This is a genomic window from Nesterenkonia rhizosphaerae, from assembly GCF_039544555.1.
GTDB lineage: Bacteria > Actinomycetota > Actinomycetes > Actinomycetales > Micrococcaceae > Nesterenkonia > Nesterenkonia rhizosphaerae.
On sequence record NZ_BAABLW010000007.1, the window covers coordinates 1,258,740 to 1,272,679 of the forward strand.

General features: G+C 61.4%; 9 protein-coding genes. 5 read left to right on the plus strand and 4 right to left on the minus strand.

Annotated elements, in window-relative coordinates; translation table 11 throughout:
- Positions 1-197 precede the first annotated feature (197 nt).
- Complete coding sequence (locus ABEA23_RS11645; protein ID WP_345478177.1) at positions 198-1,220, plus strand: glycosyltransferase family 2 protein; 1,023 nt, start codon at positions 198-200, stop codon at positions 1,218-1,220.
- Between the two features lie 97 nt (positions 1,221-1,317).
- Complete coding sequence (locus tag ABEA23_RS11650) at positions 1,318-2,934, plus strand: glycosyltransferase family 4 protein (protein ID WP_345478179.1); 1,617 nt, start codon at positions 1,318-1,320, stop codon at positions 2,932-2,934.
- A 57-nt stretch (positions 2,935-2,991) separates the two neighbouring features.
- Here the strand turns inward: ABEA23_RS11650 and ABEA23_RS11655 are convergent, their stop codons facing one another.
- Entirely contained in the window at positions 2,992-4,017 is a 1,026-nt protein-coding gene (locus ABEA23_RS11655) for a glycosyltransferase family protein (protein ID WP_345478180.1), read from the minus strand.
- 24 nt (positions 4,018-4,041) lie between these two features.
- Here ABEA23_RS11655 and ABEA23_RS11660 point away from each other — a divergent pair, with 24 nt between their 5' ends.
- Positions 4,042-5,088, plus strand: coding sequence for a hypothetical protein (locus ABEA23_RS11660; protein WP_345478181.1), 1,047 nt, complete (start codon positions 4,042-4,044; stop codon positions 5,086-5,088).
- A 31-nt stretch (positions 5,089-5,119) separates the two neighbouring features.
- Here ABEA23_RS11660 and ABEA23_RS11665 read toward each other — a convergent pair whose 3' ends face one another.
- Entirely contained in the window at positions 5,120-6,169 is a 1,050-nt protein-coding gene (locus ABEA23_RS11665) for a hypothetical protein (protein WP_345478182.1), read from the minus strand.
- A 171-nt stretch (positions 6,170-6,340) separates the two neighbouring features.
- Between ABEA23_RS11665 and smc the strand changes: the two genes are divergently transcribed.
- Entirely contained in the window at positions 6,341-9,883 is a 3,543-nt protein-coding gene (gene smc, locus ABEA23_RS11670; protein ID WP_345478183.1) for a chromosome segregation protein SMC, read from the plus strand.
- Between the two features lie 97 nt (positions 9,884-9,980).
- Positions 9,981-11,198: an MFS transporter gene (locus ABEA23_RS11675; protein ID WP_425577214.1), complete on the plus strand. Its 1,218-nt coding sequence runs from the start codon at positions 9,981-9,983 to the stop codon at positions 11,196-11,198.
- A 125-nt stretch (positions 11,199-11,323) separates the two neighbouring features.
- Here ABEA23_RS11675 and ABEA23_RS11680 read toward each other — a convergent pair whose 3' ends face one another.
- Positions 11,324-12,562: an ammonium transporter gene (locus ABEA23_RS11680; protein WP_345478185.1), complete on the minus strand. Its 1,239-nt coding sequence runs from the start codon at positions 12,560-12,562 to the stop codon at positions 11,324-11,326.
- A 152-nt stretch (positions 12,563-12,714) separates the two neighbouring features.
- Complete coding sequence (gene ftsY / locus ABEA23_RS11685) at positions 12,715-13,914, minus strand: signal recognition particle-docking protein FtsY (RefSeq protein ID WP_345478186.1); 1,200 nt, start codon at positions 13,912-13,914, stop codon at positions 12,715-12,717.
- Positions 13,915-13,940: the final 26 nt, after the last annotated feature.

Genomic DNA, 13,940 nt, shown 5'->3' on the forward strand with positions numbered 1-13,940 from the left:
GCCCAATACTATATGCGCCAGCCTGACGCAGCGGCAGCGACAATCCCAGCGTGCCATATCTCACCCGGGCTGATTCACAACCGTTATCGAGGGTGGTCTCTCGGCGAGGTAACTGTCAGAATGACCACATCCGCGGGACGACCGCACCGAGTTGACCGCAGAGTCGACCGAGCCACCATTTTTTCGAGGTGAGGACTGTGCCAAGCTCTCCCGAGGTTTCTATCATTGTTCCGGTCCATAACAACGAGGAACAGGTTGAAGCCGCCCTGAAGAGCTGCCGGGCGCAAACGTTGGAGAACATTGAGATCATCTGCGTCGACGACGCCTCTACGGACCGCTCTGCTGAAGTGATAGACGCTGCTCAGCAGTTGGACCGGCGTATTCGGCTGCTCCGGCTTGCTGTGAACTCTTCTCCCTTTCAAGCGCGTAGGCGAGGAGTACAGGCAGCGCTAGCACCGTACGTGCTTTTCCTCGACGGTGACGACGAGCTGTTGCCCGGGGCAGCGGAGAAAACGCTCCGGCGGGCCCAGGAACTCAACAGTGACTTGGTGGGCTTCGGAATCGATGTCGTGGCAGCGAGCAGAGATTCAGTAGCCGATTTTGAACGCAGGCTGCAGCCTCGATATGCGGAGCTATCCCATGAGGCGGTTCTGCCGGGCCTGTTTCCTCCCGAGGGTCCGGTGCAAATGCAGGTGTGGCGCTACCTTTTCCGCACTGAGCTCGTGCGGCTGGCGTACTCGCGCCTTCCTAGCACGCTACGCCTGTACCGGGCCGATGACCTGCCCATCTCGTTCCTCGCCGCCGCGGCAGCCCGCCAGTATTCCTCCGTTCCAGACAAGCTCTATCGGTACCACTTCCAACGCGGGCCCAGTGGCCGACGCGTGGAGACGACGGATCAGTTCGCGTTCTATCTCCACTCGATTGACGCCCTTGATGCCCTCACGCAGATTGTGCGTCAGCAGGCGGCGCATGGGGGTTCCTCGGGTGAGACTCTCCTTGCAAGTTATGAGGCGGCTAAGCTCACCGTGATAGGAAACGTGGTGAAGTACCTTCCCGGACTGGAGAACCCCAGTCTTGCTGCCAGCTGTCTCGAAGTTCTTCATCAGCGGGTATCAGAACAAGATACGGTCCGCGCCATGGAACAGCGAAGCTCCGGTCCGCAGCCACGGACAGCGCCGGAGATTCAACCACTCACAGGAAGCACGCAGCAGCTTCGTTAGGATTAGGCCTGTCTCCCGGGCGTATGAATACCGTCGCCGGGATGCAGCAGAACGGCTGATCAAGCCATTGACTGAATGTTATGGAGCGTACCCACCAATGCCCCCCTTGAGTTCCCCAGCAGCACAAGACCCGCGCCTGGCGGTGATCGCAGATGAAATCCTCTCTGTGCTGGGAGATCCTGACACTTCATCGCAGGCGGAGCGGCTAGGCCGACTCGAGGCGCAATATCCGGCCGCAGATCTCGTCCTCGCCGCGACTCAGCAGGGAGCCGATGCCGTCAGCCTGCTGGCACGTCTGGGCACTCGCGTACCTTTGGGCGAACGTGAGGTCCGTACCGTTCTGCTGACTACCAAGACGGTGACCACTGGTGGGGTCTCCATGGTGCTCCTCTCGCAGGCCAGGTACCTCCTCGAGGCTGGCTACCGTGTGGTCATTGCCGCTCGCGGCGAAGGCAGCGACCAGCATGCCATCCCCGCTGGGGCTACGTTTCTTCAGCTGGGGGCCGCGAACTCTTCGGATAAGGCGGCTGAGTGGATCCAGATCTGCAGCGAGCACGCCATCGACGCGATTATCGACCACCAGATCCTTTATTCCCGCGACTGGCCGGTGTATGCGCTGGCTGCCCGGGCTCTTGGCATTCCGACAATCGGGTGGATTCACAATTTCGCCGGGCGGCCCGTCTACGATCTCAGTGGCCTGACATCCTTCCTTACCAACCATATGAACGCGCTGGCCCAGGTTGTGACCTTGTCGTCTCTGGACGCCGTCTATTGGAAGCTCAGAGGGGTGAAGCACGCGGCATACCTGCCGAACCCCGTCTCACCGATGATCCTGGACTCTGCGGCAGAAGAGATCTCCAAGCCGGCACCACATGGTCGGCGGGTGGAACTGATCTGGTGGGGCCGCCTCGACGAACACACTAAACAGGTCCGTCAGCTCCTCGCTGTGGGAACAGAGCTGAAGAAGCTGGATGTGGATTTCCGTCTCAAGCTCATCGGGCCTGAGTGGCGTGGTTTGACTCCAGCTAAGCTCAATGTTGAGGTGCGCAAGAAGGGGCTCGAGGATCTCATTGAGGTCGTGGGCCCATTGCACGGTCAGGAGCTGATCGACGCCGCAGACGCTGCCGATATATTCGTCTCGACCAGCGTGATTGAGGGTTACCAGCTGACTCTGCTTGAAGCGCAGGCGCGGGGTCTGCCCGTAGTGATGTATGACCTTCCATGGTTGCTCCCGGTTCAGGACAACGCTGGGATCGTCTCTGTCCCACAATCTGACCCATTGGCCCTGGCCCGTGAGGTCAAGGCTGTATCGGAGGACCCAGAGCGTTATCAGCTGCTCTCCAGCGCATCGCTAGAGGCGGCGGAGCAGGCACGAAAGTTCAGCTTCTCAACCGTGTATCAGCAGTTGGTGACCGGGAAGCTTCCTGCGGAGTTCTCGCCGGACCCGACCCTCGCAGATGCTAAGGAACTCGTTGACCTGCTGCTGTTCTATGTGGAGAGGCACTCAGGAATCAGGACTCGGGCGGCGAAGAGGGGGGCCGAACAGAAGCCGGGAGACCCGGCTGCCCCGGCACAGTCCTTCGCGCGACGCGCGTTGCGAAGCGTTGCCCGCAGGGCACGCCCTTATGGGCATCTGGCCCTTAGCGTTGCCCCAGGTTTGAAGCCGCTGGCGCACCGAGTCAACTATGCGCTCAAACGGCGCCTGCCCTTATAACTGACGGGAGCTCCGTCAGGTTGCGCTTCATCAAAGTCTGCAGCCTGACGGGGGCGCTCATCGGCGGCGTCGGGCCACCTCGCGGTAGATTTCAGCGTACTGCTTGGCCACAACATTCATGTTTCGCGCCATGAGTTGTGGTGGCCGCTGCGCGGGCCCGGACTGCAGCGCGTCCATGACACTGTCAATGCGTTCTGCCGTCAAGGCCCCATCGTGGGTGTGAATCCACCCCGGTCCGACTTCCCTGCGAAGGCTCTGCACCGCCGGGCTGTCCTGGACGAGCACTGGCCGTTCCAGAGATAAGGCCATGAAGAGCATGCTCTCGTCGGCCAAGGTCTCAATCGCGGGGAGCAAGACCAGCTCAGCCTCGGAGATTTCCTCGACCATCGCGGCGTCTGAGAGCAGTTCCACACGGGAGCTGATCCTCTCCTGCATCCCTGTTGCCGCCCGATCAATGAGCAGATCAACCGCGGGGTCCGGACCGCCGGCCACGCGTAGCGACAATCCCTCGGTACTAGTCAGCTCAAAGACACGCAGCGGGGCTTCGGAGACTGCGCCTAGGCGGTGTGGGGAAATACAGAGCACACGTCCCGAGAACGGTTCGGACATCGGATAGCCGAGAAAGCGTTCCCGATAATGAACGTGCGGGATATGGACTGTTCGGTCCGGTGCCGGTGTATTCGTGTCAGCATCGAGGGTGACGTAGGCATCGGTGGCGCGTTCGAGGATTCCACGCCACCTACCGGTACCGCAGTGGTCTTTGCCGTGTACCGTCTGGACCAAGGCGGTGCGATGCTTCCTGAGGTTGCGTACTACTCGCAGCGCTAAGGCCGACAGCACCAGATCATTCTTAGGCAGCGGGTCGCCGTCGGTTTTTCCGCCAAGTAGGGCACAGGGGTGATGAACGTGGACGATGTCGACGTCATAGTTCCGCAGGAGACCAGTGAAGTAGCTGAAGGCGATGCTCTCCTGGCTCTCTCCGACTATCTGGTCAACATATGAGACATTCGGTCGAGGAGGCCGGTGACCGATATGGACTCGTAGCGCGGCGGAGTGATCTTCAGGAGTAAGAGCTGGCGGCACCGGCCCAGTATAGACTGGCCTGCAATGGGTGCCCGCAATCAACAAGAAGTCTTTGTCGACCTCACCGGCCAGGATGACAACCTCGGCGATTCGGCACTACGAACCGCTTACCTTCGCGCACTTCGGCGGGAGGACCGCCGTTTTCACATTTTCTTCGATTCGCCGACCGCTGACTATTTGTCTGGCTTTGAGCTGCGCGAGACAGATTGCATTTACACTGAGCGAGGAAAATGGGTCAGAACCAGCGTTTCTACACCGCGCGCAATCCATCTCTTCAACGCTGGCGAAATCGATCCGCAGGGTGGAAAGTATCCGAATCCACAGCGCACCGCTGAGCTGAGATATGGGGTGCGTGCCGGGGGGACACTGATCGTGGCAGGCATAGGTTTCAAAGATCCGCAGGCTGCCCAGGGCACACAATTTCCGCGAGTCTTCAGGGAGGCTCCGGTGGTCTCCTGGAGAGACCAGGGTTCCCGCGAAGCCGCAGGGTTCGGCAACGTCGCTCCGGACTGGGCTTTTTCTCTCGGCACAGAGACCACTGAATGGAAGCCGACTGGCTCGCGTCCACTTCTTGCGGTCACCATGCGCTTTGACCGACCGTGGCCTGAGGACTCGTGGTTCGGCGCTGTCGCGGGTCTCGCCGCTGAAACATCTGCACAAATCGTCACCCTGGCTCAAGTGGCCCGGGATGCGCCTAAAGCCGTGCGTCTGGCCGAGGCCCTGGGGGGTCGCTACCTTGTACCGCCAAGCATGAGCCACGCCGTGCTGGACGCGTATGCCCGAGAGATCTTTCGGCAATCCATCGCAGTGATCAGCGACCGAGCCCACGGACTGATTATCGGAGCCACGGAAGGTGCCTACCCGATCGGTTCAGCGGCCAACCCGCAGAAGATCACACGGATTCTTGCCGCCGCAGGACTGGGGGATCTTGTTGGTCGGTACGATCAGCTAGGCGATTTCTCTTCAAGTGTCGCGGAACGAGCGCGGCAGCTGCCGCACGCGGTGGAAAGAGCACGGAAGACTGTTGCTCAGTTGCAGAAACGGATCGATACCGTCATCGACTCTGTCTGAACTATCTTCGCCCGGGACGACGGCGGGTTTGCTAGACGTGAGCCCGGCGAATCATGGCTCGTGCCACGTACTCAGCTACCGGCCGGGGCTGACCGATCCAGGGGAAATGGTGGACTGCAAGATTCGCCTCGACGTCAATCTGGAGCACCGCCGCGCCTTCCGCCGAATCCAGCTGAGGTGCCACCAAATCCACCGCTGTCACGGGTATCCCCGGTACGGCCCATGCGGCTCCGACTGCCAGCTTCTGCAGATCAGACCCAAGGTGATCTGTGATGTCCACCGTCACCCCGCCGTACTCCATGCCAACTCTCTCCGACAGCACAAGTATCTCGCCCCGGGGCGGCACATGCGAAGGATCCACGCAAGAATCCTGGAGGATCTGGTGCACGTCCAGTGAATATTCTGAGAGAAAAGGATTGCGACGTCGGAGGCGCACAGACCGCACCGCAAGCTCTTCAACTGTCTTGTTGCCGTCGCCCACGATGAACATAGGAATTCTCGCTGTGGCGGCAACTACCCGTTCCCCAGCGATGAAGGCGCGGATACTGATACCTTCAATCTGCTCCTCGAGCAGGATCTGATTGCTACTGCCGAGACCTCGGATATAGACCGCACGGGCGTTCTCCCAGGCCGCCTTCAGATCCTGCTCTGTGCGGACATTCGGCGTGATGCCGCGTCCTCTGGAGGTATGTGCTGGCTTGACCAGCAGCGGAGCCTCGTTGTGCTGCTCGAGATACTCGAGTGCAGCCTCGTACTCCCGCGAAGAGAATGCCCTGCCGGAAGGGACCTTAAGACGTGCAGCGCGGAAATACTCATAGGCCAAAGTGGCAGACCTAGATGCCTCATAGCCGTCCACGCTGGCGAGGCTGGTGAGGTTGACCTGGAAGCCACCGACAGTCTGCTGGTTCTGAATCACCACACGCTGTTTGCCCGACACCGCAGCGATTGAGCCGCCAAACCGTCTAAAGGCAGCCGGGAAGATACCTCTTGGGCGCTGCGCACGGCGGCCCTCAAGTACATACGCGGTGGGTTCCACCGACGCTGCATGTTCAGCGATGAAGCGAGTCAGGATGGTGTTCATTCTTCTCTCAGTCGGCTCCTTCGAACTAGCCGACGCAGGTTCTGCCGGTAGGAGCGGGGGCCTTTAGCTGAGCAATCACGAGGACTATCTTGACACACCGCTGTGCCTGACAGGTTCGCTTTGCGGCAGAATGGTGGGGATCGCGCCAACTTGAGGGGAGGACACGCCGCTGTGCATTTGAAGACACTGACCGTCCGCGGCTTCAAATCCTTCGCCTCCGCCACCACCTTTGAATTCGAACCGGGCGTCACCGCCGTCGTGGGGCCTAACGGGTCTGGCAAGTCCAATGTGGTCGACGCCCTGGCCTGGGTCATGGGGGAGCAGGGCGCAAAGTCACTACGCGGCGGGACCATGGAGGACGTGATCTTTGCCGGCACCGCCGAACGGCAGCCGCTGGGACGTGCGTCTGTCTCGCTGACCATCGACAATTCCGACGGCGCGTTGCCCATCGACTACTCCGAAGTCACCATCTCCCGCACCATGTTCCGTTCAGGGGGCAGCGAGTACACCATCAACGGTGCCAAATGCCGTCTGTTGGATATTCAAGAGCTGCTCTCAGATTCGGGCCTGGGCCGGGAGATGCACGTGATCGTGGGCCAAGGCCAGCTGGATCAGGTCCTCCATGCCACGCCCGAGCAGCGCCGCGGATTTATCGAAGAGGCCGCAGGCGTGCTCAAACACCGACGACGTCGTGAGCGTTCGGTCCGCAAACTTGAGTCCATGCAGGGCAATCTCGAACGACTCGAGGACCTGATCTCCGAGCTCTCGCGCCAACTGGCCCCCTTGGGCCGCCAGGCCAAGGTGGCGCGCAGAGCGCAGCACATTCAGTACGAGCTGCGCGACGCGCTGTCCCGGCTAATTGCAGATGACCTCGTTCAAGCCGCTACCGCGCTCCACGCTTCCAGCCAGGGCGAACAGCAGGATCATGAGGCTGCAGAGGAACTGCGGGAGAAGCTGCGCAGCCAGGATGAACAGATCAGCGCGCTCGTACAGCAGAGCGAGGCACTGCGTGACCGCTCTGAGCGGCTGTCGTCTGGCCACCATCGGCTGGCTCAAGTGCAGGAGAAGCTGCGTTCGGTGGCCTCCTTGGCGGCAGAACGTGCCAGCAGCCTGCGCAGCGCCGCAGCTATGGACACCAGCAACGGACGTGACCCTCAGCAGCTGCGCGATCAGGCCGAACAGGTCGCAGCTGAAGCGCAGATGCAGCAGGAACAGCTCGACACCGCACGCGAGCACTTGGAGCAGATCACGGCCCGGCGCACTGCCGCCGAGGAGGAACTTAAAGCGGAAGAGACCCGAATCACCGAGCAGCTGCGTGCCGTAGCTGACCGGAAGGCGGGCCTGGCTACGTTGCGCGGTCGTGTAGAAACAGCTCAGGGCCGTCAAGACGCCGCCCAGAGCAGACAGCGTCGGGCTGTGGAGCAGCAGGAGATCGAGCAGATCGCTCTTGAAACGTCTCGGGTTGAACTGGCCGAACTGGAACAGCGGATCACCAGCATCACCTCTGGTGAAAACGGACTCGATGAGGCGTACCGCCAGGCGCAGACCCGATATGAGGATCTGCGCGCTGCACATGACGAACTTGCTGCGCGCCAACGGCAGTTAGAGATCGTTGTCAGTGAGTTCCGCGCTAGGCTCTCGGGACTGGAAGCCGCTCGCAGCCCGCGCGACGGTGCTGCGGCGCTGGCCAAACACCCCGCTTCCATCGTGACCGGAAGCTACGCTGAGAAGCTAGGTGTAGACCGCGGGTGGGAGAAAGCCATCGCCGCTTGCCTCGGCAGCCTCGACGCCGCCCTACTGGTTGCCAATGCCTCGGCCGCAGCAGAAGCGGTGAGCTGGCTCGCAGAGAATGACGGCGGACGAGCTCACGTGGTCTATCCGACTGAGGCCTCCACTTCTGCTGCCACCAGGGAAAAGCTACCCGCGGGTACCCACTGGGCGCTGGACGTGGTCCACGCGCCACGTGACCTCAGCGCCCCCGTGGAAGCCGTTCTAGCGGGCGTCGTCGTTGTTGAGGACCAGAATCAGGCTGAGGAGCTGCTGAGCCGCGACGATGTTCGGGCCGCAGTGACAGCGGACGGGGTGATTCTTCGTCTGGGAGAGCGGATCGGCGGTACTGCCGTGGAGAACGCTGAGGTCGCTATCACCGCGCATATCGCACAGATCACCGAAGAACTCGATCGGGCCGAGCGGGACCTCACCGAGATCACTGCACAACTCGCCCACAGCCAGCAGGAAGTCAGCGCCGCCGAGCTGGGCGCCAATGAAGCTCGCGAGGCCGCCCAGGCCAGCGACAGGGCTTTGACATCGGCCCAAGACCAGCTCAACAGGCTCAAGGCGGAGATCACTCGTGCCCAGCAGCGTGTAGCCGGGTTCGATAAAGAGATGGCAGACGCGGCGGCCAGCGCAAAGGACGCCGAGGACCAGCTCCAGGAGATCACGGCACGTCTGGACGCCGCTGAGAACCAGGAGACCCTCGAAGAGCCCTCCACTGAGGAACGTGACCGGCTCAGCGAAGCAGCATCGGCTCTGCGCCGGGAAGAGGTAGATGCGCGACTGGCGCTACGGGCGGCCCAGGAACAGCACAAGCAGCTTCTTGAGCGGGCGGCATCTCTGCGCCGAAATGCTCAAGCTGAAGAGCACCGCCGTGAACAGGCACGCAAGGCAGCCCAGCTGCGTCATGACAAGGCACAGCGGGCCGAAGACATCCGTGCCGAAGCAGAGCGCGCCGTCGAGCGTTTGGCAGGAAAACTGAAGGCCGTGGAGGGGGCCCAGACAGAAGTGCGCCAGGGCTACGCCGACCTCGCTGAACAGATCAGCGCGGCTAAACAACAGCGCAGCAGCTCTGCCACTGAGCTGGAAGAGATTACGGCGAGGCTGCATCAGGCGGAGCTGCGTCAGACGGAACTGCGGTTGGCTCTGGAGGCCGCCGAGCAACGCGCTGAAGAAGAACTCAGCCTGACCCCCGAATATCTGATCGAGCATTACGGACCAGACCAGCCTGTACCGGATCCTGAGAACGAGGACGACGACGCACCGGGGCTGCCGTATCAGCGCCGAGCACAGGAATCCCGGCTGGCCCAAGCACGCCGTGACCTCAAATCCCTGGGCAAGGTCAACCCCTTGGCGCTGGAAGAGCACGCCGCGCTGGAAGAGCGTCACCGCTACCTGCAGGAGCAGCTGGCAGATCTGAAGAAATCTAGGCAATCCCTGCTGGATATCATCAGCGAAGTCGATGCCACCGTCCAGAAGGTCTTCACTGAGGCCTGGGAGGACACCCGGGTGCAGTTTGAACGCGTCTTCTCCCGGCTCTTCCCAGGGGGTGAAGGACGTTTGGAGCTCACCAATCCTGAAGACATGCTTAACACCGGCATCGAAGTCCACGCGCGTCCGCCGGGCAAACGCATCCGTCGTCTCTCGTTGCTCTCAGGTGGCGAACGGTCTCTGACAGCAGTAGCGCTGCTGGTAGCCATCTTCAAAGCGCGGCCGAGTCCCTTTTATGTGATGGACGAGGTAGAGGCAGCCTTGGATGACACGAATCTCTCCCGTCTACTGGTCATCTTTGAGGAACTGCGCGAATCTTCGCAGTTGATTGTTATTACTCACCAGAAACGCACTATGGAGATCGCCGACGCGCTCTATGGAGTCTCGATGAGGCAGGATGGTTCAACCCGTGTGGTCTCCCAACGCCTGGCTCGCAGCGATTCCGCATAGGCGGGAACAGGGCGGGCACTGTCGGCGTTGAGCACACTATGTGATCACTGAGGCCGAAAAAACAGCCAAAACGCCCATCCCTTCAGAACTGAAGGTGATGATCCTCTCGGCGTTCATCATCGCCATTGGGTTCGGAATCGTGGCACCGATCCTGCCGCAGTATGCCTCGGACTTCGGGGTTTCCGCGTTGGCGGTCTCAGCAGTGGTCTCTGCTTTCGGCCTGTTCAGGCTGCTATTCGCTCCACTCTCGGGTCGGCTGACAGAGAAGCTGGGGGAGACCCCCGTCTACGTGGTGGGCCTGCTCATTGTGGCAGCCTCAATGGTGGCCACCGCTTTTGCCCCCAGCTATGAACTGCTGCTGATCTTCCGGGCTCTGGGCGGTATAGGCTCCACCTTCTTCACGGTCTCCGCCATGACCTTCCTGGCTCGCAAAGCCCCGCCGCATATCCGTGGCCGGGTAGCCGGCGCGTATGCTTCGGCATTCCTCATCGGTAATGTGGCTGGACCGCTGGTGGGCTCAGCGTTGGTGGTACTCGGCCCACGTGTACCGTTTCTGGTCTACGGCGGCGCGCTGGTTGTCGCGGCAGGCGTCGTGTTTGTGATGCTGCGAAAGTCCCGGCTGCAGGACCGGCTCACCCGGGACAGCCGCAGCCGGGCTAGCGTGGCTGAGGCGTGGGCTCGTCCCAGCTACCGCGCGGCCCTGGCTTCGGGCTTCGCCAATGGTTGGGCCAGCTTCGGAGTGCGTAACTCCGTGGTGCCTCTCTTTGCCGCGGGAGCTTTCGTCGGCGGCGGATGGATTATCGATTCTGCCCAGTTGGCCGGCATTGCCCTGGCAGTTTTTGCTGCCGGAAACGTGAGTGTGGTGCTGACTCTGGCCAAGCGCTCCGACCAGTGGGGCAGACGTCCGCCGATCATCATCGGGCTCACCATCGCCGCGCTAGCTACAGGCACACTTGGTTTCTCACCAGATCCCTGGACGCTGTTGGCGCTTAGTGCCGTCGCCGGGGCCGGAACCGGCCTGATTGTTCCAGCGCAGCAGGCAGCAGTGGCCGATATCGTGGGCGAAGGCAGGAACGGCGGCAGCGTGGTCTCTGTCTTCCAGATGACCCAAGACTTAGGTTCTATCGTTGGTCCGCTGTTGGCGGGCCTGATCGTGGACCATTTGGGATACACCTGGGCGTTCGGGTTAACCGGCCTGATCATGCTGCTGGCAGTGGGAGCCTGGGCGGTGGCGCCTGAGACTCTTCCTGCAGCAGCGCAGCGCGCGGCATCGGATACCGAGGATGATGAGCCGAATCCCAGGTCAGCGACGTAGCTGACCTACCAGAACGCTCTCTTAACCACCGGGAATTGAAAAGCCGGGGCGGCAGCGACAGTGAGTCTGTCAGCTTCCGCCCCGGCTTTTGCAGGACAACGATCTGCGATGCAGAGCGCTACGGGTTACTTAGCGGCAACGCTCTCGTTGACGTAGGCGCTGGTGTGGTGAGCGATCTCATCGATTCCACCCTCCTCGACCTCGACGTCCACGCGGAAGCCGATGGTCTTGTGGATGACCATGCCGATGATGTAGGTCGCCACGAAGGCGAAGACCAGGGTCACCGCACATGCCACGAGCTGCGAGATCAGCAGATCGAATCCGCCGCCGACGAAGATGCCGCTGCGGCCTTCTCCGAAGATGTCCTCGTAACCGAAGAGACCGATGGCCACGGTGCCCCACAGGCCAGCGACGAAGTGCAGACCCACAACGTCGAGGGTGTCGTCGTACTTACCGTATTTGAAGTCCACCGCGAAGCAGCAGATCACGCCGGAGACCACACCGAGAATAATCGCGCCCAGCGGGTTCACGTGGGCCACCGCCGGGGTGATGGCCACCAGGCCGGCCACGATTCCTGAGGCCGCTCCCACCGGGGTTGGCTTCTTTCCGCGGGCCCATTCGGTCAGCAGCCAGGCCACTAGTGCTGCGGCAGGGGCCAGCATGGTGTTGATCCAATTCAGCGAAGCTTCCACGCCGTCGCCTGCTTCACCAATGTTGAAGCCGAACCAGCCGAACCACAGGATCGATGCGCCCAGCAGCACGAAGGGAACGTTATGCGGCTTAGTCGGAGCGAAGTTGCTGCGCGGTCCGATGACCAGGACCAGTGCCAGTGCGGAAAGGCCTGCGCACATATGCACCACTAGGCCGCCGGCGAAGTCCACTGCTTCACCCACTACAGAGCCCACAGCACCATCGGCGGTCAGCAGCCCGCCGTCGCCCCATACCCAGAAGGCCAGTGGTGCGTAGACCAGGGTGAGCCAGACTGGAACGAAGATCATCCATGCGGAGAACTTTGCTCGGTCGGCGATAGCTCCGGAGATCAGAGCGGTGGTGATGATGGCGAAGGTTGCGCCGAAGCCGACCCACACCAGAGTGTCATCGCCTGCGGCGAAGGACTCGAAGAGTGCGAAGTCAGCAGCAGGGTTACCGAAGAGGCCGCCAGCGATGGGCTCCGCGCCAGCGATGGCGCTGCCCCACAGTGCCCAGGTCAGTGCGACCAGGCCCATAGCAGCGAAGCTCATCATCATCATGTTGACAGCGGATTTGGTCTGGGAAAGACCGCCGTAGAACAGTGCAAGACCGGGAGTCATGAACAGCACGAGTGCGCCGGCAACGATCACCCATGTCACGTCAGGTATTTCCATGTGTCCCTCCAGGAAACATCACTCACCGATGTATCTCACCGGTGCGAGCTGGATTCCATAGTTCTCCAGCCGTGTTTCACCCGAAGGGCCCAAATGTAACGGAAGCGTTAAATCTTTCCGCAGGAAATCAATTTATTGCTTCACGCAATGGGTCAGGCAGTCTCTTCCAGCAACGCGTCCACGAAGGTCTCGGCTTCAAATGGCGCAAGGTCATCAGGACCTTCGCCCAGCCCGATCAGCTTCACCGGCACACCCAGCTGGCGCTGAATAGCCACCACGATTCCGCCGCGGGCGCTGCCGTCCAGTTTCGTCAGCACGATTCCGGTGACATTCACCACTTCGCTGAAGACCTTGGCCTGGCTCAGTCCGTTCTGGCCGGTCGTTGCGTCAAGGACCAGCAGCACTTCATCAACTTCAGACTTCTTCTCAATGACGCGCTTCACCTTGCCCAGCTCGTCCATGAGGTTTGCCTTGTTCTGCAGGCGGCCGGCGGTATCCACCATCACGACGTCGGACTCTAGTTCCACGCCCTTGGCCACAGCCTCGAAGGCCACCGACGCCGGATCTGCACCTTCGACATCCGAGGAGACAGTGGGCACTCCCACGCGGGAGCCCCAGGTGGTCAGCTGCTCCGCTGCGGCGGCCCGGAAGGTATCGGCAGCACCGAGGATGACGTCCTTGTCCTGTGCCACCAGTACACGGGCGAGCTTGCCCACAGTGGTCGTTTTACCCACACCGTTGACGCCCACCACCATGACGACGGCGGGCCGTCCTGCTGCCTCGGTGTTCAAACTACGATCCAGCTGGGGGTCGATAAGTGCAATCAGTTCTTCGCGCAGCATGGCCTTGACCCGAGCGGGGTCCTTGGAGCCTTCCACCTTGACGCGCTCGCGCAGCCGATCCACCAATTCCATCGTGGGATCAGTACCGAGGTCAGCCATCAGGAGAGTCTCTTCGATCTCATCCCAGACGTCCTCGTCGATTTCATCCTGGCTGAGCAGAGCCAGCAGGGATTTGCCGAAAACGTTATTTGACTTCACCAGCCGGGCGCGCAGCCGAGCCAGGCGACCGCCTACCGGTTCAGGAGTCTCAGTAACTACTGGGGCTTCGGCTTCGAGCTGTGTTTCGGGTTCAGCTTCTGGACGCTCGGGGGCCAGCACGGCTGTGCCGTCACCCTCACGATCTGCATCCCCAGCAGCTCCCGGAGGTACATCATCGGCATCCCGAGTGGTGGGATAGCGCCTAGCGGTTTCCCGCGAGCTCAGCGAACGACCGCTGACAAGCAGGAAGGACACTACGCCCAGCAGAACGACGGCAAGGACAGCGAGAGTAATCACAACTGATGAATCCACCCGGTCAGTCTAGCGGGGGGAAGGAA